The following is a 23,197-nucleotide window of genomic DNA, read 5'->3' on the forward strand; positions in this document are numbered from 1 at the left end:
AACGCGGCGATCACATCCGGAAAGACAACAGCTTCTTAGATGCCAGAGACCATCACCAACACCACACCGCCGTTATCAGCGAAACCCCAACAACCGCAGACCAGAAGCCTCGCCACCACCGCCGAAGCACCCCGAAGGCGCCTGTCCCCTTCTCAGGAAACCCCCAACACTGCAGCTCACACCCAACCCACCACACCAACTATGAACCTCGCAATCACACGGTCGGTCGTCCGGTTGACGGAAGGGAGGTACGGGGCCGTCGCAGAACCACGGTGGTCCCCGGCGCGAGCGGCCCGGCCCCCCGCCCCTGGTGACCCGGCCTGGCCGCCCCGCCGGTCACCCAGCTGCAGCCCGCCGCGCGCCCGTGGGTCAGCTCGTGCCAGGACAGCGCACGACGACATGAAAGCCGTTTTCCAGGGCATAGAGGCCCAGATCACCGACCAGATGCTCGATGAGCGCGTCGACGAGCGGGCCGGTGCGCATCGTCCACCGGATCCAGTCGAGCCGTATCCGCCACCCCGCTTCTCAGAGACAGCGCCCCCGACGGGCTTCCCGAGGCCTTGTCTGGTCTTCACATCAACCCCCGGTCTCAGCTGGCTAATACCGCTCTTCCCCGGGCCGCATGAGCCAGCTGATGGCACCGAGAACGAGGCACGATTCCTGGACCGCTCGCGGGCGCGGTCGTGGACGGTCGAAGTACGCGTCAGCTGACCCGAAGACCGACCGCCAGCGTCAGTTCAAGGACCCGGTGTGGCGATGCGAGATCCGGAAACAGCTCCCGCAGCTGCGACATCCGGTACCGGACTGTCTGGGGATGGACGAACAACGCCGCCGCCACCTCGTCCCGTCTGCCGTGGTGCAGCAGCCACGCCCGCAACGTCTCCTCCAGCCGCCGTGCGGTCGCGACAGGCAAGGTCCGCAACGGTGCGAGAGCTCGGGCACGCAGGTCTGCGAACGCGTCCACGTCGGCGCTCAGCACCAGCTCGGGCAGGTGGTCCTCGGTGTCGCGAATATCAGAGGAGAGGGAGCGCGCGCGTACGGCTCGTGCGTACGAGGCTGACGCACGAGTCCACGGCCGGGCCGGGCCGACCACGGCGGTGCGGTCGGTCAGCTGCCGCAAGAGATGTGATCGGTCGGCATCGGGGACGAGCAGCACACCGGTGGCGTCCGGCAGATCGTCGAGGACGAGGGTGCTCGGGTCGAGCGCGCGGTAGGCAGGCCGGGCCTGGGCGGCGGGCAGCAGAACCGCGGTCAGCGAAACCGGAGGCTGCCACCCGGCCCGTTGAACAGAGGCCAGCAGCACGTCCGGGCTCGCGTCGGCGAGGAGGTCGCGGGCCAGGTGTTCCAGGTGGCGCTCGTGGGCCCTGCCCCGGGCGGCCAGTTCGTCGGCGTGGCCCGCGGCGCTCGCGGCGGAGAGCTCGTCGATGTAGGCGAAGGTCAGCTCGGCGAACTTGGCGACCTCGGCGGCGGGCAGACCTGCGGGTACGGCACCCGCTGCCAGGCATCGCCAGGCCACGCGGGCGCCGACGCGGTAGGCGCTGAGTAGGGCGTCCATCGAACGGCCGTCGCGCACCTCGCCGCGGCCCAGCTCGTAGGCTGCGTCACCGGCGTCGCCGCCTGTGGCGTTCCCGCTCGCGAGGTCCAGGTAGTGCCCCAGGGCGGTGCGGACGGCTCGGCGGATGGTGCCGCCCATGCGGCCCGAAAGGGCGTTGGCGTAGGAAGGGACCTCGTCGATGATCGCCTGGACGACCTCGTCGGCGGTGGTCTTCAGCGCGGCCCGAAGTGCGGTGACCGTCGTCTCATCCAGGGCCAGTTCGCTGGCCCTCCGGATTGCATGGCTCACGTTTTTGTTCCCTGCGAACAATTCAGCCGACCAGATTTACGTCCTGCGGTCAGGACTTTACGCCTTGAGGCGCAGCAAGCTGGAGTCATGACGAGTGCAGCCCTCCGCAGCAGGGCGTGGAAACTGCTGGAGATGGTCACGACGCCGCTGCTGCCGTCGGACTACCTCGACCTGGTCAGCCCGCTGCGTGCGGGCGCTGACCTGCGTGGGCGCATCGAGGCCGTGCACCCCGAGACGGGTGACGCCGCCTCCATCGTGATCAGGCCGGGACGGGGCTGGCGCGGCCACACAGCCGGTCAGTACGTGCGGATCGGGGTCGACGTCGACGGGGTGCGCCTGTGGCGTGCCTACTCCATCACCTCGCCGACAAACCGCCAGGACGGCCGCGTCACGATCACCGTGAAGGCGATCCCGGACGGCAAGGTCAGCAACCACCTGGTCCGCAGGGCCAAACCGGGCACGCTGATCCAGCTCGACCAGCCGACCGGTGACTTCGTGCTGCCGCAGGCCAAGCCCGCCAAGGTGCTCTACCTGACGGCCGGCAGCGGCATCACGCCCGTGATGGGCATGCTGCGCGACATCGAGTTCGACGACGTCGTCATGGTCCACTGCGCGCCACAGCCGCAAGACGTGATCTTCCGCAACGAACTGCACGACCTGGTCGCGGACAAGAAGCTGCGGCTCACCGAGGTGCACACCGACACAGACGGCATGCTCGACATCGCCCGTCTCGACGAACTCGTGCCCGACTGGGCCGAGCGCGAGACCTGGGCTTGCGGGCCCGCGGGCCTGCTCGACGCCGCCGAAGAGCACTGGACCGAGCACGGCGTCCAAGAGCGCCTGCACACCGAACGCTTCCGCCCCAGCATCGTCGTCGCCGGCGACGGCGGCGAGGTCACGTTCAGCGCCACCGGCAAGACCGTCGACGCGGACGGCGCCACGCCGTTGCTGGACATCGGCGAGGAGGCCGGCGTGCTCATGCCCTCCGGGTGCCGCATGGGCATCTGCTTCGGCTGCATCACGCCGCTCAAGGCGGGCGCCGTCCGCGACCTGCGCACCGGCGAGATCACCGAGGCCGAGCCGGGCGTCCTCATCCAGACCTGCGTGTCCGCCGCGGCGGGCCCCTGCGACATCGAACGGTAGGAGCACCTTGACCGCCATCGACCCCACCGCCCACCTGACCGCGGAGCAGATCGAGGAGCTTGGCCGCGAGCTGGACGCGATCCGCGACGAGGTGATCGCCAGCCGCGGCGAGAAAGACGCCGCCTACATCCGTAAGGTCATCTCGGCGCAGCGCAAGCTCGAGCTGGTCAGCAGGGGCGTGCTGCTGTTCTCGATCTTCCCGCCCGCGTGGCTGCTCGGCACCGCCGGTCTGTCCGTGGCGAAGATCATGGACAACATGGAGATCGGCCACAACGTCCTGCACGGCCAGTGGGACTGGATGCGGGACCCGAAGATTCACTCCACCACCTGGGAGTGGGATCACGTCTCGCCGTCCGAGCAGTGGAAGCACTCGCACAACGAGCTGCACCACACGTACACCAACGTGATCGGCAAGGACAACGACCTCGGCTACGGCATCATGCGCGTCGACGAGGACCAGAAGTGGCACCCGTTCCACCTCGGCCAGCCGCTGTGGAACTTCATCAACGCCTGCTTCTTCGAGTACGGCATCGCGGCGTACGACCTGGAGCTCGGCAAGAACCTGCACAAGCGCCGCCGAAAGAACCCGGAGTTCCGCGCGCGGGCCAAGGCCGTGGGCCGCAAGATCCGCAAGCAGGTGCTCAAGGACTACGTGATCCACCCGCTGCTGTCGGGCCCGTCGTTCCTCACCACGCTCGCCGCCACGTTCACCGCGAACCTGGTCCGCAACATCTGGTCCCACTCGGTGATCATGTGCGGGCACTTCCCCGAGGGCGTGCAGGTCTTCGAGCGCCGGTCGATCAAGGGCGAGACGCGCGGCCAGTGGTACCTGCGCCAGATGATGGGCTCGGCGAACATCAGCGGCAGCAGGGCCATGCACTTCATGACCGGCAACCTGTCGCACCAGATCGAGCACCACCTGTTCCCGGACCTGCCGAGCAACCGGTACGCCGAGGTCGCGGTGAAGGTGCGCGCGCTGTTCGAAAAGTACGAGCTGGAGTACGTCACCGGGCCGCTGCCCAAGCAGGTGTTCTCCGCGTGGCGCAAGGTCTTCCGGCTCTCGCTGCCGAACAAGAAGCCCAAGGTCAAGACACCGGACCGCGAGCAGGAGCTCGTCGCGGCCTGATCCCGGTATTGGTTCAGATCTTTCGGCCGAACCCGGCGGCACCGCCGGGTTCGGTGAGATCCGTTGCGGACGGTGGGCGGCCGCGACATCAGACCGTACGACACGGGATCCGGGCAGCCCGGTGTCCGGCTGCGCTGCCTGGACGTGCGCCAGGAGCTCAGCACACAGCCCCCGGCGAGGTGTTGTAGTGCGCTGACCTGCCGTGGTCGGGCCGGTAGTCGGGTGCGTACGCGCACTCGGTTTGCCGACGGGCGGGCTGGGTGGAAGGCATGGGCTGTGACGTGGACACTGCCGGAACCGATGCTCGCCGCCCCTGTGTCCGACCCTGCGCTGCTGCCGGGATGGGCGGGTGAGCCGAAATGGGACGGGTTCCGGGCAGGGGTCTCCGTCGACGCGGGCCAGGTGGTGCTGCGCTCCAGGCGCGGCACCGACATGGCGCCGGCCTTTCCGGAGGTGGTGGCCGGGGCTGCGCAGCTGCCGGACGCGACCGCGCTGGACGGCGTTATGTGACCTGTACGGGTGTCTCAGGCCCAGGGTGTCTCACGCGGCGCGCCTCTGTAGACGAGACGCGTTCGCCGCCGATGGTTCGGGGAGCCGGAGAAGAAATAGGGCCGCGCGGCCGTCGGCGCGGCACAGATAACCTGCGCGAATGAAGCGGATTCAGCGGGCCGCTGGCGCGGTCGTCGGCTCAGCGGTGGGTGACGCTCTGGGCGGCCCCTTCGAGTTCGGTCCCCGGGGAGCGTTCTCCGCGCGGTTTCCCGTGCCTGGTGCCGGTGGCGAGATGTGCGGAGGCGGTGGCTGGGACCCCGGCGAGGCCACTGACGACACGCAGATGGCCGTCCTGGTCGCGGAGTCGCTGCTGGAGCGGGACGGGCTGGATCTGCCGGACGTCTTCGCCCGCTTCCAGCGGTGGGCAGCATCAGAACCGAAGGACATCGGCTTGCAGACCGAAGACGTCCTGACCAACGGCATGCCCTGGGACCTCGCCGCCGCGATCCATTTCCAGGTCAACCAACGAGCGGCGGGAAACGGCTCGTTGATGCGGGCATCGACCTCCGCGGTCCACTTCGCACCCGCCGGCCAAGAAGCCACCATGGACGCGGCCCGCCGCATCGCTGCCCTCACCCACGGTGACCGCGCGGCCTGGGAAGGCACCGCGATCTTCCACGAACTCATCCGCGTCACGTTCGAGGACACCGACCCTCTCACCGCGCTCCCGGACATCCTGGCTCTTGTCCACCCCGACCACCGCGGCCGTTATGCCACTGTCCTCGCGCCCGACTGGCACCCCGATCAGGCGACCGAGTTCAACGGTGCCGTCTGGCCCTGCCTGGGCTCCGCCGTCTGGGCCCTGCGCACCACCACCGGCTTCGAAGATGCGATACGCGCGGCGATCGACCTCGGCGGCGACACGGACACCGTCGCCGCGGTGACCGGAGGCCTCGCGGGGGCGTACTACGGGCTGGATGCAATCCCCGCCCACTGGACCCAGCCGCTCCATGTCCCCCTCCCAGGATTCAACGGACGGGTGCTGCACCTGGCAGATCTGCTCCACCTTGCACACCGCCTCGGAGGCTGAACCGGGTCCTGCTCATCAACCGGCCGTCAGACGAACGCATGGCCGTCTGCGCCGATCCACTCCGCGGTGCTCTTGCGCCGTCTTCCGGTCGCCACTCGGAGGCTGACCCTCCTCGCAGGCCGGCCCTGGCGCCAGAGCACCGCGGCTGATGCTGTCTCCAGCCTTCCGATGGTCAGTCGCTACTGGCCGTTCCGATCATCCTCACGGGCCTTTTCGGTTGCTCAGGGGACATCAGTCGGCGGGCTTGCCGAACCAGCGGGAGAGGTGGTCGTCCAGGTCCTGCTGATCGTCGCCGATCCAGGCGACGTGGCCGTCGGGGCGTAGCAGGACGCATGGAACATCCAGTACCGCAGTGGGATCCGCGAGGTGATCGACCCGGTCTGACCAGCCGCCGACGGTCAGGCGTTCGGTGCGGTCCAGCAGCAGGCCGCGGCCGCGATGCAGCAGACCATAGAGGTGGCCCTGTTTCACGTCGATGTCGCGCAGGCGGCGGCCGAGCAGGTCGGGGCCTTCGCCGAAGTCGTAGCGGATGCCGATCGCGGTGATCTTCTCGATCAGAAGGCGGTTCACCTCGTCGAGGTCCATCAGTTCGGTGAGCAGCCTGCGCATGGCCTGCGGGCCCGGTTCGGTGGACAGCAGTTCCATCTGGGCGCGGGTGTTGTCCAGCACGTCCTCGGCGACCGGATGACGTTCGGCCTGGTAGGTGTCCAGCAGTGTTCCCGGCGCCCAGCCGCGGATCTGTGCGGCCAGTTTCCAGCCGAGGTTGAATGCGTCCTGGACGCCCAGGTTGAGGCCCTGTCCGCCGGTGGGCGGATGGATGTGTGCCGCATCTCCGGCCAGCAGCACCCGCCCGACCCGATAACGTTCCGCCAGCCGGGTGGCATCCCCGAAGCGGGACAACCAGCGCGGGGAGCGCACGCCGAAATCGGTTCCGGCGATGGCGCGCAGCTGTTGTTTGAAATCCTCGAGGGTGGGCGGTTCCGCGCGATCGCTGACTTCCGCGACGGGGACTACGACGCGGTAGACCTCTTCGCCGAAGGGCCTGAGACTGAATCGCTTATCGGTCTCGTGGATTTCGGTCACCTTGGCGGCGATCTCCTCCTGCGGCACGCCCACTTCCATCTCGCCGATCAGCGTCTCGGTCCGCGAGGGCTCGCCGGGGAAGCCGACGCCGAGCAGTTTGCGCACCGTACTGCGCCCGCCGTCACAGCCGACGAGATAGCGCGAACGCAGCTGTTCGCCGTCGGCCAGCTCGACGGTCACGCCCTCGTCGTCCTGCTCGAAGTCGGCCACCGCACAACCGCGCCGAACCTGCGCACCCAGTTGGATCGCATGTTCTTCGAGCAGGTGAACGATGACCGGCTGCGGGATGCCCAGCAGATAGGCGTGCGCGGAATCCAGGCCCTTGGGCGCGGGTTTGGTGATGGCGGCGAAGAATCCGCCGGCCGGACGCTGTCTTCCGTGTTCGAGCATGCGATCCAGCAGTCCGCGCATTGCCATCAGCTCGAGACTGCGAATATGCAGACCGACTATGCGGGCGAACGGCACGGGCTCGGTTTCCTTCTCCAGAACGAGTACCCGCACATCGTGCAGCCGCAGTTCGGCGGCCAGCATCGCGCCAGTCGGCCCGCACCCGGCAATGATCACGTCGAACATGAGGGGCGCGCGATCAGCGCCGGAGGTCGGCGACCGGAGTCCGGGGACGTCGCCCACGGTGACGTCGCGCTCGACCGTATCGTTCGACGACGGCTCGGTGGTGAACTGCGGAGAGTCCATAGGTGTTGCCTTTCGGGAGTGCCTTGTTGGTGAGGCGCTCCCGGCGACACCTACGTCAATCGCCGGCCGTGACGGATAGGGGGAGCACCCACATCGATACAGCGTTCATGGGTCTCACCTCCTCGGGCGGTGTCACGGTCCACTGCAAGCTACAAGCCCGAGCATCACACCGTCCAATCCTTATCCCAGCCACGTGATACGACTCCGAACGGGCCCGTGGGGTCGCAGGGCGAATCCGGCGTGGCGGCCCGGCTGGTCACGGTCGGCGGTCCGATCCCGGCCGCCCCGAGGCGGACCGGATCTCGGAAGGCGCTTTCCTGATGAGGTTCGCTCGTGGCCACTGCGTGAACTGGTGGTAGGCGGGCTTGACGGCCAGCGCGATGACGACGTACAGCAAGACGACCCGAATGAATCGACTTCCGCGTTCGAGCGCGCAGTGGACGCCAAGTCGGGCACCCGTGAGGCTGCATGCGGCCATACCGCACGCCGGAGCGATCGGGGTCCGTCGCATCGGGTGGGCAGGCTGATCTCCAGGCTTGGCTGACCGGACGCAAGAGCCGTCAGTGTCGGCGCAGTTCCGCAGACCAGTCCCGGAGCTGGTCGGCGAGGGCGAGGTTGTCCCCACGGCTCACGGTCTGCAGCAGCTGGGCGCACACGGTCGCTTCAGCGGCGAGGCCGGCCGGGCTGCCCGGGACGGGGAAGGTGTCGCGTGCCTCCTCCTCCTCGCCGAATTCGGCTCGTGCGCGGGCGCGATGATCGTCGACATCTCGCTGGGCTCACTTCAGACGGCCCTCATCCCCCACGCCCTGCGCGCCCGCGTCAACGGGGCTTACCGCACCCTCACCCACGGGATGCGCCCGCTGGGCGCGCTCGCGGGAGGAGCGCTCGGCACGGCCATCGGGCTACGCCCGACACTGTGGATCGCAACAGCCGGGACCGTGATGTGCCTGGTCTGGGTGCTGCCTTCGCCGGTCCCACGTATCCGCGAACTGCCCGACTCCCCGCCAGAGCCGGCACACGGCGCACCATCGGCATCGGCGAGCGCATCCTCACCCTCGTCCGGCTACTGAACTTGAATGGGTGCTGTCGGGACAGGAGGGTGCACGGGCACGCTCGGCGACGGCCCGTGCGGATGCTCGTGCAGCTCGCACGCCAAGATGTGCGAGTGCCTGAGAGCGAAGTAGATCTGCTGACATTGCTTCGTAAGTTTGATGACCCGCAGTGGCTGGAGTGGCCGCAGCACTACAAGCGCACCGAAACCGCCACCCTGTTCGGCCGCCTGACAGCCCGGATGGAGGCTCGATTCTCTGAGAGGAGCAGACCGGACGCTGCGGCCCGGTGAGGTTCCAGACGATGTATCCGCCGATCTTCCAGCCGGGGGCCGTGGACAGGTCGTAGATGTACTGCGGGCCTTCGTCGTCCTTTGGCCCCTCCCATACGTCGATACGGGCCTGCAGGGAGGGGCAAGGGCCTCGAGGTAGGGGTGCTCGACCATGTCCTCGGGGTGCAGCACGCAGGGGGCCGGTACGAGTTCTTCGCGGCCGACGGCCTCGGGGACCGGATGCTCGGTCAGCGGCGTGCCGATGTCCTCGGAGTGGCGCCGGAGGAGTCGTACGTGGAGGTTGTGGCGGGTGTCGGCGAGGTGCGGGGCGTGCCGGCCGCGTTTGAAGCCGTCGATGATCTCGATCTCTCCGGCGGTCGGTCCGGATCGCGCGTCGCGCCGCCGGGCCTGCTCCAGGATCTCCCGCTTACGCATTACCTCGGTGTAGCGGAAGCCGCTGGATCGCTTGTGGGGGATGGCGCACACCGGCCAGGGCTCGTCGGCGGACCACAGCATCGGTCCGCCGACCGAACTGTCGCGTGCCGTGGGGTGCCGCGGCGCGGGTGCAGGAGTGTCGAGCCAGCCGGTCAGCTCGAATCCCTTGTTGCCGTAGGCGGAGTACTCGAGGCGGACGGGGACGGAGTTGGCTCCCCCGTAGATCGGAGTGATGTCGTACTGGATGACCTCGTCCCTGTCGTCCACGGCCCGGTAGATCTTGTCCTCGATGAGGCCGCGCTGGTAAAGGGAGTTGGTGGGGTTGCTCGTCTGGGTCACGAGGTTGTGTTTGGCCGCGTGACCCACACCTGCGCCGCCGAGGCGCCGCCCCCCCTGCTCCCGCTCCCGCAACCGCTCGAATCCGACCGACTCGTCCCTCTCGACGTCCGCAGACACGACCGCCTCGGCGGCATCCCCCGCGAGTACCAACATGCCGCGTAACCAGCACGGACGTGGTTCTCGGCACCTACAAGGTCGGTGGGGGCGAACTCGAAGTACATGCGGTCCGACGTAGCCGCTGCCGCAGGAACAGCCGTCAGCTGTACCGCACCTGCCGACGCCCTTGTCGCCGTCGGACATCCAGAACTTGCCGCCGTCGGAGAACAGCTTCGTGCGCTCCGAGACGCCCAGTCCGACCGACGAGTCGATGTGGACGGGGTAGGCGGTGTCCTTCCGGTTGGAGAACCCGACGGCCAGGTGCCGGCGGCGCACGGAGAGGCTCCGCGGGAGCGTCTCTTCGGGAACTCGACGCACAGGCGCGCGCGGAAGTCTCGCGGTACGTCGCGGAACTCGTGGCGGACACCGCCGATGTGCACGCTCTTGCCGCTGAGGGCGGCGCCTGCGGCCCGGGCGTCGGTGCCAGGGGCGGGCGGTGCGGCAAGGGGGGGACGTGTCGTCGTGGTCGACGAGGAGGCGGGTGGGCAGCGGGCTGCCGCCGGTGGGCTCGATCACCTCCCGCTTCCCGTCGAGCAGGAGCCGGATGAGGAAGTGACCGGGGCGGGCCGCCGTCATGGAGCGGGTGCAGTCCTCGCAGGAGGTGTCCATGAACCACCGGACGAACTCGGCCGCGCTGCCGCCTGCCACATGGAGCTCGTACACGGAGGTGGCGCGTCGGCCGCGGGAGAGCCGGGCGGTGATGTTGGACGACATCCCCGATGCGCAGGTCGCGGCGCAGGCGGCGCCTGATCCCGGCGGCTCCCAGCGCGAGTCTGGCGTCGGCACCCCGGGTCCCGGATGCCCGTTCCCGCAGGTCAGACCCGGTGCCCGCTGCCTCGGCCGCCGTCGCGCCACTCGTGTCAGTCGCCCCCTCCGACGTGCTGTGATGAGCCTCACCGCAAACATGAGGGCCCCCTCGAGTACGCTGGGCAGCGTCGAACATGAGGGACCCCTCCGGATGATCCTCACCGTTCGGCACCCGGCCGATCCGGATTCCCCGGATCACGGACAGGACGGCCGCCCGGTCAACGGAATCGCGGCACATCACATGGAGATGACCATGAACAAGTGGATCAAGCGCGTCTCGACCGCTGTCGCTTCTACGGCGCTGGCAGGCGGAGCCCTTCTCGGAGTCAGCGGCACGGCGTCAGCGGCGACGGCCTCGGCGCCCGGGGAGCACACGCAGTCCGCGATCACCGCCTTCGCCACCAGCGGCGACCGCGCGGACGGCTACCAGAGCGCTCACCACCAGGCACAGGACGACAGCTGGGGCGCGCCCCGCGGCTGGTACACGAACGACGACCGCCAGGGCCACTACGGGGAAGAGCGCTGGAACGGCAGCCACGCGTACGTCTGGAACGGGTACCGCTGGGACGAGGCGACGACGTGGTACCGCGTCAGCGCCGAGCGCTGGCACCTCGACCAGGTCGCATGGTACGCGGACCAGCGCTGATGTGGCCGCAGGCCGGCACGGTCGGTTTGACCGGCCGCAACGACGTGGCTATGGGCTGCGCCGTTGCGACTCGTCAAACCGACCGCTCACCGAGCCGACATCGAGCGCGAACCGGTGAAATCACCGCCCGGCCGAACGGGAACAGCACGCGGGAGCCGTGTGTACTGCTCCCGTCCTCCGCCGCTACTGGCCGCTCCGGTGGCACCGCCACACCCCGCGACTCGAAGCATACGGGGAGCGATCACAGCGCCGGGCGAGCGGGAACATGGAAATGAGGGACAGTGAGATCGGTCAGAACCGTGGCACACGAGCTGCCCGTGCGGCTTGTCGTGTCGCACGACCTGTCGGTGCCGATACATGCAGCACTGCAGTACGACACGGATGACCCCTATGCCGTGCACGCCGTCTTCCACACCCTGGACCAGAGCGGAACGGTCGAGTGGTTCCTCAGCCGCGACATGCTGGCTCAGGCTCTGAGCGAGCACACCGGGCACGGAGACGTGCACATGTGGCCGACCGGCGGCTCGGGACGCGATGCGGTACGCATGGCTCTTCGTTCGCCTGTGGGATCGGCCCTGCTCGAGTTCCCCGCGCAGGACGTGGAATCCTTCCTGCGCGAAACGTGGTCCGCGGTGCCGCCGGGGGCCGAATCCAGCCGGCTCGACCTGGACGCCGAGCTGGCACAGCTGCTGGCGGAAAACTGAACACCATCCCCTGGATGGTGACGCCCCTCGCAGGACCGCGGGCCCGGATGCCGACCGCGGCACCGGGCCCGCCGCATGTCCCGCTGTATGCCGTGTTGCCCGACGTGGTATGCCCTGTTGCCCGACGCCGTCAGCCGCGGCTCATGCCTCCTCGCGGCACTCGCGGCACTCCTCTTCGGGACACTCGAGAGTGGTGAGGGTCTGCTCGACCTGCTGGGGGGTCAGCGGGGGTTCGGGCAGCTCGTGGGCGCACTCGGCGCGGAAGGCGTCGAGCAGCAGGTGCAGGTGGCGGCGCCAGACGTTGGGGGCGACGGCACGGGTGGCCTGGATGATCCCCACCTGGGACCAGATCACGAAAGCGACGTCTTCCGGAGTGACATCGTCACGCAGGACGCCCTGCTCCTGGGCGTTGCGGAAGATCTGAGCAAGCCGTTCCTTCGTGCGCTCGAACATTCCCCTGCCGAGCGCATGGACCGGCAGGCGAGCCGAGGCCAGGTCATTGAAGGCGCGGTCACAGGCCTGCAGTTCACAGAGCTTTTCCAGGTAGAAGCAGAACCCCTCCCAGGCGTCGTCCATGGCTGCGGCCTCTTCGGCTGCGGCGAGCAGATCCGTGAACTTCGCGGTGAAGAGCTCTTCGACCAGGTCGAGCCGGCGGGGGAAGTGACGGTAGACCGTGCCAATCGCCACGCCCGCCTCGCGGGCAACACCCTCCAGGGAAGCGTCCAGCCCCTGCTCGGCGAAGGCCTTGCGGGCAGCGGCCACGATCGCATCCCTGTTGCGCTGCGCGTCGCGGCGCAGCGGTTTGGCCGGCGCCTGGGGCGCGGGCGGGACGTGCTGGTGACTCATGCATCCAGACTAACATGAGGGACCCCTCGAATTAGGTTGTGATCTTACTCACGGTGCGGACGGAACGTGGTCCAGGAGCACGCACTCAGGGCGCGCCGAAGACGACGAGCCTCCGGCTCAGGCCGCTAGGACCAGCTGGGTGATGGCCCGTTGGGTTCTCCGTACGGCACCCGGCCGGCCGGTGAAGGCGTCCAGGAGCATGCGGTCGCCGAGCGGCCTCCAGTTCCGCCTTCACGCTCTGTTCGGTCATGACGGCGGGGCAGGGGCGGCTCCGCTCCCCCGCGACGGAGGCGTACAGCACCACGCTCCCGTCCGTCTCCAGCGTCTTGACGACGGGGCCGTCGTCGCAGGATCCGTGTGTGGCCCTCACCGTGACGCAGCGGCCGTCCGCCGCCGTCTCGGCCAGCCGGGCGGCAGGCATGAGACCGCCGGCAGAGCCTTGCCGAGCTGGTCCGATCGGCGACTTCGGCAGCGAGAACGGCCACCACATCGACGACCCGTCCGAGGACGCCCTGTTCGACCTGATCAGCGAACTCAACGACGCGGACAACACCTTCACCGTCATCCAGCAGTACCGGAAAAGGGCCGGCGGCCTCACTGACTTCCTTGCCCGAGCACTTCGCGCACGCGGTCGCGAGGTCGAAGTCGAGCACCTCCACGTCCGCCTCCCCCGCGTGCTGAAGACGGCGACGTCGCTATGAGCCCCTTAGAAGCTGTTGTCTTTCCGGATGTGATCGCCGCGTTTGCGCTGGTCGGGCGTATGAGTGGTGGTTCCGTGGGAGTTGTGGCCTGTCGAGTCATCGCTCCCCGGGAGGTCGCGAATGCCGTCAGTCGTCGGACTGCTGGAACAGCACGAACTCGCCGCTCGCCGTCGAGTCGACGGGCTGCGGGAGGAGGCCGACCGCATCCAGGCCGAACTGGCCGCGGCCGAGCAGGAATGGCAGGAGTGGGCGATCGCCCGCAAGCGGGTCGACACGGTGCTGGCTGCAGACGGCGGCAGCACCGCCGACACGGAGGTCACCGAGGATCCGAGGGATGCAGACGCGCAGTCGGCGCCCCGGGATGCGGCGAAGCCGAAGTCGCAGGTGCCGGTATGGCGAGAGGGGCTGGCCTGGCCGGCACTGTCGGTGGACTACCAGCGCATCCTGCAGTTGGGGGCGGACCGGGTCCGGCTCGGGCAGGGGCCGGTAACCTGCCAGGAGATGGCCGCAGCGTTCGGCATGGACGTGGTGCCGGCACGGGTGGAGGCACTGCGGTCGAAGGCGAAACGTCTGGTCGCGCGTGGCTGGCTGGCTGAACCGGCGCCGGGCCGGTTCACGCCCGCCCGCGGTGTGGCCCAGCCAGACGGCGGCTCATGACCATGGTCATCGACCACAGGATCATCGCCTCGGCACTGGCGGTGCGCCGCTCGTAGTCGCGTGCCAGGCGGCGGCTGCGCATCAGGTGGGCGAAGAGACGCTCGACGATCCATCGTTTGGGCAGGACTACGAACCCCTTGACGTCGTCGCTGCGCTTGACGATCGCCAGCACCAGCGCGAACGCGGCCAGGCAGTGCTCGACGAGGCTGCCGGTATAGCCGCCGTCAGCCCAGACGAGGGCGAGGCGGTGGTGCGCGTTGGCCACCCGGGCGAGCAGGACCTGCGCGGCCGAACGGTCGCCGACATCCGCAGCGGTGACCATCACGCCCAGCAGCAGGCCGAGGGTGTCGACCACGACATGCCGCTTGCGCCCGTTGATCTGTTTGCCGCCGTCGTAGCCGCGGCTGTCTGAGCCCACCACGGCGTCCGCCTTGACCGACTGTGAGTCGATCACACCGGCCGTGGGCTCTGTGTCCTTGCCCAGCATCCCGCGGACCCGCTCACGCAGCCGGTCGTGGAACTCCCTGACCAGGTCATGGTCGCGCCAGCGGCGGAAGAACGCGTACACCCGGTCCCACGGCGGGAAGTCCACCGGCATGGCGCGCCACTTGATTCCGTTGTCAACGAGGTAGCGGATCGCGTCCAATATCGCCCGGTGGCAGTACGCCTCCGGCTGCCCGCCGCGACCGCGCATCCAGCCCGGCACCGGCAGCAGCGGCCGGACCTTGGCCCACTCCCCGTCGGTCATGTCGGTCGGGTAACGGCGCTCGCGCATCCCGTTGTCGGTGGCGTTTCCGAACCGGTGAGCCAGACAGTCACACGCGAGGGTGACCGGGGTGGACTCCGTCTCGGCGGTCGCGTAGAACTGCGACAACAGGGCCTCCTGGATCGCTCGTTGGCATAGACACCCTCTGAGCTACCAAGAGGCCCTGCTCTCATGCCCGGCGCCGACCGCAATCACCCGATCGAGACTCCCGTTCGAAGCGCATCTCTCAAGATCGAAAAGACAACAGCTTCTTAGCTCTGGTCACCGTCTTCGAAGCAGGACGCGATGTTGTTCCACATGAAGGCGTCCTTCCAGCCCGGCTCTCCCTTCACCCAGCCGAGCACAGCTGCGACCACCTTCTCGCGCGAGACCGTCCGGGTCTGGAAGTGCACGGTGGGAACCCCATCCCGGTACTCCGACTGGAAGGTGTTGTCCGCGCGCATCAGTACCTGCACATACCAATCGCCTGGCTCCCCCTCAACGACGCCTTCGACGATCAGGGCATTGCCGCGTTGCAGGTTGGCTATCGCCGCGCTGATCTTCGGCTTCGTCGGCCGCCTGGCCACCACGCGTGCACCATCGCTCATCACCAGCACATCCGGATCATCGCGCATACCTCTGACAGCTCCGTAGTCCGGAAAGGGCCAGCGGACTTACAGAACTCCTTGCCCGAGCACTTCGCGCACGCGGCCACCAGGCCGAAGTCGAGCACCTCCACATCCACCTCCCCCGCGTGCTGAAGCCGGCCGCCTCATGATCGGTACTTCGACCGGGAAGGCGTGGCGCCCCTCAACCGCGTCGGCCCGGCGTGGAGCTGCGGAATCGTTGAAGCAGTTCAAGGGCCGGAGGACTGTCCGGATCAAAGCCGTGGATCCCATCCAACTCGGCGGGCACGTCCGGCCCCCACAGGCGGGCGCCATGGCACTGAAAGCAGAAGGCGATCTGGAAGAGCAGATCGGTGGCGCTATGAGCACGGATACCCCAGCCCGGGATGAAACAGCGGTGCAGCTCACTGTCTGGAGCAGAGCTGATCAACGTCAGGGCGTTGCTGACCTGAGCCGCCTCCCAGATCGCGACATCGTCACCCACCAGGTTCGCGGCGCTGAGATGCCTCATTGGGTCGGTGATGCGGACGACCTCGATCAACTCGGTCTTCTCCTGAACGGGCGGAAGCATCATGCGCACACACTCACTGATCAAGGCGCCGCGCACCAGAGGCAAGCAGACCTGACGACAGCCAAGATCCGCTTACAGGTTGTCCCGGTTGGTGTGCAGCTCACATTCCACGCTCTGGCCCGTAGGCCTCCTGGGTGCGTTGGCCCGGTCCTGTCGGCGGGTACTCCAGCTGAACGGGGCCCCGGTAGAAGGCCGCGCTGTCCCAGCCGGCCATCTCCTCGCCGATCAGGTAGCGGTACAGCCACTCGGAGAAGCCCATCGCGTATCCGACCCAGTCGCCTTCTGCCCCCTGTACCACCAAGCCATCTGAGGACCCGTAGACCCGCGGCGCTCCGAAGCCGCGGCCCCCTGATCCGTGGCGGCGAGGGGGATGAGGCCCTCGGCGGTACCGAAGCTGAGCTGTGGGACGTTGCAGAAGACGCGGGGATCGTCGTCGGGCCCCGTCCTGCCGGCATCCGCCCGCGACCGCAGGAACGTACCCCCGGCCGGTTCAAGCCGTACCTTCAGGCCGAGTTCGCCGCCGGCAACACCGTTGCCACCGAGCTGTAGCAGCCGATCCGCGAGCAGGCTTCCGCGGCGGGTACTCAACACTCTCCCGCTACATGGGGACCCTGCGTGACAGCACAGCCGTCCCCGCCCCTGCGCCCATCCCGGCTCCCCGCAAGATCACCGGGTGGATCATGCGGCCTCGGGAGAACCTCCCACCGCGAGAAACCCGTGCTCTGGAGCAGGTCCGCCTGGCCTGCCCCGACATCGCCAACGCCTGCGACCTGGCCCACGCCTTCGCCGACCTGGTCCGTCACCGCCGCGGCCACCTGCTCGGCGAGTGGATCCGCCAGGCCGAACTACGGCCTGAGGCCGATCCGCTCCTTCGCCAGCTTCCTCCGCCAGGACATCGATGCCGTCACCGCCGGACCGCCACCATGGCGGCTTCCATGGCGTTCGTAGGGGCCCACGCAGCCGACGGTGCCGGCTCACCGGGTATCCGCCATGGCAGAGGATGTTGCGCGGGCACTGCAAGAGGTCGTGAGTCAGGCTCGCGGACAGGCGAGGCTGCGGGGCGACAGCCGAAACGAGCCCCGCGCCGTGGTCAGTCGAGTAGCCCGCGTCGGCGGGCGGCGTCGGTGAGGGTTTGAAGGAGACTGTTATGTCCCTGGCGGAGCCGTGATGTCGCGGTGCCCGGGGAGAGGCCCAGGATCTCCGCGATCTCGGTGGGCGGGAAGTCTTCGACGTCGGCCAGGTACACAACGATCCGCAGCTCGGTGGGCAGTTGCTGAAGCGCGGCCGTCACCTCGTCGTCGGGCAGCTGGTCCAGGGCGTGCGTTTTCAGAGCCCGGTCATCACAAGGCCTCGGGTTCCGTTCTCCTGTCAACCGTTGTGGGCTTCCTGCTGTGGGGAGGACAGAGCTCCGTTGGCGGTTCCGCTCGCCACAGGCACCGAGCGCGGTGTCAGCCAGGATCCGGAACAGCCAAACTTTCAGACTGATCCGCTCGGAGAGCGACCCGAGCGTGTGAAAAGCCTGAAGATACGTCTGCTGAACCAGCATTTCAGCGTCAGCGCGGTCACACGCCATCTGTATCGCGGCTGCGTACAACCGGTCGAGGAGTGGCATGGCCTCGCGCGCGAACTGCGTGATATCGGTATCCCCGTAGGCCGCGCCTGGACTTCGGCGGCTGCCGCGGTGTTCCTGACCCGGGCAGCTCTCCCGTTCGGCACGCTGGAAGGGGGCTCGGTTCACGCCTGCTCCCGAGAGGAAACGAGCACTGCGGCACGGCGATGCCGTCCTTGTCCGGCGAGCCAGAGGTCTCGCAGGCGTTCGGACGCCGCTCCCCCACGGTGCCGGCCCTTCGCGTAGTCCGTGACGACCGGCAGGCTCGCGGCGTCAACGGGCAGAGTTGCTGCTGAGGACATGGGTTCTCCAGAAATGACGATGAGATCCTTCCGAGGCGAAAGAGGGCTGTGGCGAGATCTGGTCACCGCCATGGCGGCCACGGGAAAATGATCAGATCGTGAGGGTGTGATCTGCGACGTTCGCATGCTTCGGTGGGGGCCTTCGTACGTGCCTGGGGAACTCGTGGACAGGACGCTCGGTGTGGCCGTGTGCCCCGGGGCGGCCGGGCAGCTCGGTGTCGAGCCGCTCGGCCGCCCCGCCGGGCTACGGCCTGCGCATGTGTCGGACGCAGCCGGTCACCGCAGGGAGCGGAAGCCTGCGCGGACCTCGTTCACGAAGAACTCCGGCTGCTCCCAGGCTGCGAAGTGGCCACCCTTGGGGAGCCGGTTGTAGTGCACGAGGTTCGGATAGGCCTGCTCGGTCCAGCTCTTCGGGGGCTGGTAGAGCTCATCGGGGAAGACGCTTACGGCGACCGGGAGCTTGACGCCCTTGACCGCGAAGAACGGAGAGATCCGGTTTTCGGCGTAGAGGCGGGCGGCGGAGATCGCGGTGTTCGTCAGCCAGTAGAGCGTGATGTTGTCCAGGACGTCGTCCCGGGACAGGCCCTCGGTCACTCCATCGAAGGCCCGGGAGATCATTTCCAGACTGGCCGCGTCGTGGTCGAGCAGGAAGGCTGCCAGGCCGACCGGAGAATCCGCCAGCCCGGTCAGCGTCTGCGGGCGAGAGGCCATCATGTAGGCGTAGTAGACGTGCTTGTAGAAGAAGTCCAGCTGCTCGACGGCGCGCTTTTCTTCGTCGTTGGAGAGAAGGACGTCGGACGGCAGCGGGTTGCCGGTCGCGACGGCCTGCTCGATGGCGGGCGGGAACACGCAGGCCATATTGGTGTGGATGCCGACGAGGCCCTCGGGCTCCTGCACGCCCATGAGTTCGGTGACGAGCGCGCCCCAGTCGCCGCCCTGCGCGACGTACTTGGTGTAGCCCAGGCGCTTCATCAGCTCGGCCCAGGCCTGGGCGATGCGCTCGGGGTCCCAGCCGGCCGAGGTCGGCTTGCCGGAGAAGCCGTAGCCGGGCATGGACGGGATCACCAGGTGGAAGGCGTCCGAGGCGTCGCCGCCGTGGGCCGTCGGGTTGGTGAGCGGCCCAATTATCTTCATCTGCTCGATGACCGTGCCCGGCCACCCGTGCGTGACGATCAGCGGCAGGGCGTCCTCGTGCTTCGAGCGGACGTGAATGAAGTGGATGTCCAGGCCGTCGATCTCGGTGATGAAATGCGGCAGGGCCTTCAGCTTCGCCTCGAGCTTGCGCCAGTCGTACTCCGACGCCCAGTAGTGCGCGAGCTTCTGAAGGGTGGCGAGCCGGGTGCCCTGGGACTGGTCTTCGGTGGTCTCCTTCTCGGGGAAACGCGTCGCCGCGACGCGCGCACGCAGGTCCTTGAGCTCTGCCTCGGGGAACTCGAAGGTGAACGGACGGATTGCGTGCCGGTCAGTGCCGACGGACATGTTGGTCTCCTTGATGTCTGAATGAATTGCAGGTAAGGCGGGATTCAGCGCCGGGTTCGCAGGAATTTTCGCGACTTGTCAATACGCCGACCGACGCTGGGGCCGTGCGGCCCGCCCTGTTTTCCGGCGTACTTCCCTGATGGGCCTGGTTGCCACGTCGGTAATCTGGAACGTGAGCTGGATTTCGCAAGGATGGTGGCGTGTTGTCTGGGAAATTTGACGAGGTACCGTCGGCAAACTTCACGGCAGTCGGTCGTCGATCGGGGCCAATTGTGGCGCACGCGCCCTCAAGCGCAGACGCGTGAAATCCGTCGGAAGGCTCTGCCGCCGGGAAGTCACACCGCCGTCAATCCCCGGCCCACCACAGTGGCAGTCTTCAGCCCCGGTGTGTCTCCAGCAGCCGCAGCCAGACCTCGCCGATCGTCGGGAACGCGGGCACGGCGTGCCACAACCGCTCCAGCGGCACCTCGCCGGCGACCGCGATGGTGGCCGAATGCACGAGTTCTCCCACGCCGGGACCGGCGAAGGTGACACCGGCCACGGTGCCATGGTCCAGATCGATGAGCATGCGCGCCTGGCCGCGATAGCCCTCGGCGTAAAAGTGGGCGCCCGCGACGTGCGCGAGGTCGTAGTCCACCACCTTGATCCGGCGCCCGCTGCGCTCCGCGTCGCGCGTGGTCAGACCGACGGAGGCGACTTCGGGGTGGGTGAAGACGACCTGCGGCACGGCCAGGTCGTCGGCCGTCGCGGCGTGCGTGCCCCACCGGGTGCCGTCGACCGGCTCGCCGTTTGCGCGCGCCCCGATGACGGCGCCGGCGATCCGGGCCTGGTACTTGCCCTGATGGGTCATCAGCGCCCGGTGGTTGACGTCGCCGACGGCGTAGAACCAGCCGTCGGCGACGTCGGTCACTCGGAAGGTGTCGTCCACCTTCAGCCAGTCGCCCGGGGTGAGACCTATCGTCTCCAGCCCCAGGTCCCAGGTGTTCGGGGTCCGGCCGGTGGCGAGCAGGATCTCGTCCGCCGCCAGCTGCCCGCCGTCGGCCAGAGTGATCCGCACCTCGCCGCCCTCCCGTGCCAGGGAGGCCACCGAGGTCCCGAACCGGATGTCGACGCCGGCTTCGCGCAGTCCGTCGGTCACCAGCTCCCCGGCGAACGGCTCCATCCGCTGCAACAGCCCGTCCTCGAGAACCAGCATGGTCACCTGGGAACCGAGCGCCTGCCAAACGGTGGCCATCTCCACGGCCACCACGCCCCCGCCGACCACGGCCAGACGTCCGGGGACCTTGTCGGCGCTGGTCGCCTCACGGCTGGTCCAGGGGCGGACGGTGTCCACGCCGGGGATGCCGGGCAGAGCGGCGCTGGTGCCGGTGGAGACGGCCACGGCATGCCGCGCCGTGAGGGCGACGGTGGCACCGTCGGGGGTCTGCACACTCACCTTGCGGGGGCCGGCAAGGCGGCCGTGGCCGCGGATCAGATCGACGGAGACCGAGTCCAGCCAGTCGACCTGGTCCTCGTCCTTCCAGTAGGAGGCCATCTTGTCGCGGTGTGCCAGGACCGCCTCGACGTCCAACGGCCCGGCCACCGCCTGACCCAGCCCGGGCGCTCGCCGCGCATCGGCCCGCGCCACCACCGGACGCAGCAGCGCCTTGCTCGGGTCGCAGGCCCAGAACGAGCACTCCCCGCCGATCAGTTCTCGCTCCACGATCACGGTGCTCAGCCCGGCGGCACGAGCGCGTTCGGCCACGTTCTCGCCGACCGGCCCTGCGCCGATGACGATCACGTCGTAAGTGCGGGTGGTCTCGTTCATCTCTGCTCCGTACTGACTGTGAGGGGATTGGGTCGGGCGATTTGGGCGGGCGATCGGGGCGGGCTTTTCGGTGGCCCGGACGCCGCCGTCCGCCGAGGCCGAGTCCGAGTTCGACGGTTGGAGGGCATGCCGGACGGTTTGACAGGAGGCTGTGCAGTGGATCTCCAGGCCGTCGATCTCGGTGACGAGGTTCGGCAGAGTCTTCAGCTTCGCCTCGGGGAACTCGAAGGTGAACAGTCGGATTGCGTGCCGGTCGGCGCCGATGGGCAGATTGGTCTCCGCGGTGTCCAACTGCATTGCAGGTAAGGCGGCCGGCGCCGACTGCGCAGAGAATTCCGCTACGTGTCAATCCCGCGGGCCGGCGCCGGAGCCATGTGGCCTGCTCCGCTTTCCGGCGCACTTCCCCGTGCAGTCGGCGGCGGACTCGCGGAACCTGTGCGTACCGGACCCGCGGCGCATCGAAGCGCCGCTGGATACAGGCGACCTGGGAAGGTCACTCGCTCCAACGGAGCTTCGACGCGTGCGACGCGCTCTCCACAGCATCGCCCCCGTGGCGCGCTGTGTGGCCGGGTGGCTCGAGGTTGCCGAGTGGTTCAGAGGGGAGCCGCTCGACCGCCCGGGCGAGTCAAGGCCCGTGCAGTCGTTCGTGGACGAGGAGTCACCGGAGGGAGCGGAAGCCTGCGCGGATCTCGTTCACGAGCAGCTTCGGCTGCTCCCAGGCGGCGAAGTGCCCACCGGTGTCGAGCTGGTTGTAGTGGACAAGGTTGGGGTAGGCCTGCTCGGCCCAGCTCTTGGGGGCCTGGTAGACCTCGTCGGGGAAGACACTGACGGCGGCTGGGAGCTTGACGCCCTTGGCACCGAGGAACGGGGTCTTGTTCTCCGCGTAGAGACGGGCCGCGGATATCCCCGTGTTCGTCAGCCAGAAGAGCGTGATGTTGTCCAGGACGTCGTCTCGGGTGAGGCCTTCGGCCTGTCCGGCGAAGGCTCGGGAGATCATCTCCAGGCTCGGCGCGTCGTGGTCGAGCAGGTAGGCCGCCAGGCCGACGGGCGAATCCGCGAGTGCGGCCAGCGACTGCGGGCGCGAGGCCATCATGAGGAACTGGGCGATGTTCTGGTACAGGTGGCCGACCTGCTCGACCGCGCGCTTCTCCTCATCGTTCGCCAGAACGACGTCGCAGGGCAGCGGGTTGCCGACCGCGAGCGCCTGCTCGACGGCGGGCGGAACCGTGCCGGGCAGGTTGACGTGGATGCCCACCAGCCCCTCGGGCTCCTGCACACCCATGAGGTCCGAGATGATCGCACCCCAGTCGCCGCCCTGCGCCACGTACTTCGTGTAGCCCAGGCGCTTCATCAGCTCTCCCCAGGCACGCGCGATGTGCTCGGCGTCCCAGCCGGCCGAGGTCGGCTTGCCCGAGAACCCGTAGCCCGGCATCGACGGGATCACCAGGTGGAAGGCGTCCGAGGCGTCGCCGCCGTGGGCCGTCGGGTTGGTGAGCGGCTCGATGATCTTCAGCTGCTCGATGATCGAACCGGGCCATCCGTGCGTGACGATCAGCGGCAGGGCGTTCTCGTGCTTGGAACGGACGTGGATGAAGTGGATGTCCAGGCCGTCGATCTCGGTGATGAAGTTCGGCAGGGCCTTCAGCTTCGCCTCGACCTTGCGCCAGTCGTACTCCGTGGCCCAGTAGCGGGCGAGTTCCTGCATCGTCTCCAGCGGCACGCCCTGCGAATGATCCGCGACGGTCTCCTTCTCGGGGAAGCGCGTCGTCTCAATGCGTGCGCGCAGCGCCTGGAGCTCCGACTCCGGGAACTCGAACGTGAACGGACGGATCGCCCGCGCTTCCGGCGTGACGGACATGTTGATCTCCTTGGGGTCGCCGGCGACCTCGTGCCGCCGGCTCGTCGTCCACCATTGCCGGAGGGGGGCGTGCGCAGCGCCCGGGACATCCCCGGGGGTTGGTCCCGTGGCCGCCGGCTCG

General features: G+C 68.3%; 21 protein-coding genes. 9 read left to right on the forward strand and 12 right to left on the reverse strand.

What is annotated here, in order from left to right:
• Positions 1-703: 703 nt before the first annotated feature.
• Positions 704-1,843, reverse strand: a complete 1,140-nt coding sequence (locus OG819_RS57925; protein WP_266638807.1) for a CdaR family transcriptional regulator — start codon at positions 1,841-1,843, stop codon at positions 704-706.
• 87 nt (positions 1,844-1,930) lie between these two features.
• Here OG819_RS57925 and OG819_RS57930 point away from each other — a divergent pair, with 87 nt between their 5' ends.
• The 4 genes from OG819_RS57930 (at position 1,931) to OG819_RS57945 (ending at position 5,691) form a co-directional block, all read left to right on the forward strand.
• On the forward strand, positions 1,931-2,986 hold the full coding sequence (locus OG819_RS57930) for a ferredoxin reductase (RefSeq protein WP_266638808.1): 1,056 nt from the start codon (positions 1,931-1,933) through the stop codon (positions 2,984-2,986).
• A 7-nt stretch (positions 2,987-2,993) separates the two neighbouring features.
• Positions 2,994-4,112 carry an acyl-CoA desaturase gene (locus OG819_RS57935; RefSeq protein ID WP_075033503.1) on the forward strand — a complete coding sequence of 373 codons (1,119 nt, stop codon included), beginning with the start codon at positions 2,994-2,996 and terminating at the stop codon, positions 4,110-4,112.
• Between the two features lie 276 nt (positions 4,113-4,388).
• On the forward strand, positions 4,389-4,622 hold the full coding sequence (locus tag OG819_RS57940; RefSeq protein ID WP_266638809.1) for a hypothetical protein: 234 nt from the start codon (positions 4,389-4,391) through the stop codon (positions 4,620-4,622).
• A 139-nt stretch (positions 4,623-4,761) separates the two neighbouring features.
• Positions 4,762-5,691 (forward strand): ADP-ribosylglycohydrolase family protein, encoded by a 930-nt coding sequence (locus tag OG819_RS57945; protein WP_266658297.1) that lies wholly within the window; start codon positions 4,762-4,764, stop codon positions 5,689-5,691.
• Between the two features lie 231 nt (positions 5,692-5,922).
• On the opposite strand, the gene rox is transcribed toward OG819_RS57945, so the two are convergent.
• Positions 5,923-7,467 carry a rifampin monooxygenase gene (rox, locus tag OG819_RS57950; protein ID WP_266658299.1) on the reverse strand — a complete coding sequence of 515 codons (1,545 nt, stop codon included), beginning with the start codon at positions 7,465-7,467 and terminating at the stop codon, positions 5,923-5,925.
• 563 nt (positions 7,468-8,030) lie between these two features.
• Between rox and OG819_RS57955 the strand changes: the two genes are divergently transcribed.
• Complete coding sequence (locus OG819_RS57955; RefSeq protein WP_266658301.1) at positions 8,031-8,537, forward strand: hypothetical protein; 507 nt, start codon at positions 8,031-8,033, stop codon at positions 8,535-8,537.
• Here the strand turns inward: OG819_RS57955 and OG819_RS57960 are convergent.
• Complete coding sequence (locus OG819_RS57960; protein WP_266658303.1) at positions 8,531-10,432, reverse strand: hypothetical protein; 1,902 nt, start codon at positions 10,430-10,432, stop codon at positions 8,531-8,533. The genes OG819_RS57955 and OG819_RS57960 overlap by 7 nt on opposite strands.
• Positions 10,433-10,676: 244 nt before the next feature.
• Here OG819_RS57960 and OG819_RS57965 point away from each other — a divergent pair, with 244 nt between their 5' ends.
• Complete coding sequence (locus OG819_RS57965; protein ID WP_266638818.1) at positions 10,677-11,171, forward strand: hypothetical protein; 495 nt, start codon at positions 10,677-10,679, stop codon at positions 11,169-11,171.
• A 281-nt stretch (positions 11,172-11,452) separates the two neighbouring features.
• Complete coding sequence (locus OG819_RS57970) at positions 11,453-11,875, forward strand: SsgA family sporulation/cell division regulator (protein WP_266638819.1); 423 nt, start codon at positions 11,453-11,455, stop codon at positions 11,873-11,875.
• 141 nt (positions 11,876-12,016) lie between these two features.
• Here the strand turns inward: OG819_RS57970 and OG819_RS57975 are convergent, their stop codons facing one another.
• A complete protein-coding gene (locus OG819_RS57975) occupies positions 12,017-12,721 on the reverse strand; it encodes a TetR/AcrR family transcriptional regulator (RefSeq protein ID WP_266638820.1) in 705 nt (234 codons plus the stop codon).
• A 248-nt stretch (positions 12,722-12,969) separates the two neighbouring features.
• On the opposite strand from OG819_RS57975, the gene OG819_RS57980 reads away from it, so the two are divergent.
• Positions 12,970-13,422, forward strand: coding sequence for a hypothetical protein (locus OG819_RS57980; protein WP_266658326.1), 453 nt, complete (start codon positions 12,970-12,972; stop codon positions 13,420-13,422).
• A gap of 120 nt (positions 13,423-13,542) precedes the next feature.
• On the forward strand, positions 13,543-14,079 hold the full coding sequence (locus OG819_RS57985; protein ID WP_266656980.1) for a hypothetical protein: 537 nt from the start codon (positions 13,543-13,545) through the stop codon (positions 14,077-14,079).
• On the opposite strand, the gene OG819_RS57990 is transcribed toward OG819_RS57985, so the two are convergent.
• The 8 genes from OG819_RS57990 to OG819_RS58025 form a co-directional block, all read right to left on the reverse strand.
• Entirely contained in the window at positions 14,036-14,953 is a 918-nt protein-coding gene (locus OG819_RS57990) for an IS5 family transposase (RefSeq protein ID WP_266656978.1), read from the reverse strand. The two genes, OG819_RS57985 and OG819_RS57990, sit on opposite strands and share 44 nt — an antisense overlap.
• Positions 14,954-15,096: 143 nt before the next feature.
• Complete coding sequence (locus OG819_RS57995; protein WP_266658305.1) at positions 15,097-15,459, reverse strand: hypothetical protein; 363 nt, start codon at positions 15,457-15,459, stop codon at positions 15,097-15,099.
• A gap of 175 nt (positions 15,460-15,634) precedes the next feature.
• A complete protein-coding gene (locus OG819_RS58000) occupies positions 15,635-16,024 on the reverse strand; it encodes a hypothetical protein (RefSeq protein ID WP_266638822.1) in 390 nt (129 codons plus the stop codon).
• Between the two features lie 97 nt (positions 16,025-16,121).
• Entirely contained in the window at positions 16,122-16,319 is a 198-nt protein-coding gene (locus OG819_RS58005) for a hypothetical protein (protein WP_266638928.1), read from the reverse strand.
• 792 nt (positions 16,320-17,111) lie between these two features.
• Positions 17,112-17,759: a sigma factor-like helix-turn-helix DNA-binding protein gene (locus OG819_RS58010; protein ID WP_266638823.1), complete on the reverse strand. Its 648-nt coding sequence runs from the start codon at positions 17,757-17,759 to the stop codon at positions 17,112-17,114.
• A 449-nt stretch (positions 17,760-18,208) separates the two neighbouring features.
• Positions 18,209-19,411, reverse strand: coding sequence for an epoxide hydrolase family protein (locus OG819_RS58015; RefSeq protein ID WP_266638824.1), 1,203 nt, complete (start codon positions 19,409-19,411; stop codon positions 18,209-18,211).
• Positions 19,412-19,787: 376 nt separating this feature from the next.
• Positions 19,788-21,218 (reverse strand): NAD(P)/FAD-dependent oxidoreductase, encoded by a 1,431-nt coding sequence (locus OG819_RS58020; protein WP_266638929.1) that lies wholly within the window; start codon positions 21,216-21,218, stop codon positions 19,788-19,790.
• Positions 21,219-21,876: 658 nt separating this feature from the next.
• Positions 21,877-23,076, reverse strand: a complete 1,200-nt coding sequence (locus OG819_RS58025) for an epoxide hydrolase family protein (protein WP_266638825.1) — start codon at positions 23,074-23,076, stop codon at positions 21,877-21,879.
• Between the last annotated feature and the right edge of the window lie 121 nt (positions 23,077-23,197).

The organism is Streptomyces sp. NBC_01549 (assembly GCF_026339955.1).
GTDB lineage: Bacteria > Actinomycetota > Actinomycetes > Streptomycetales > Streptomycetaceae > Streptomyces.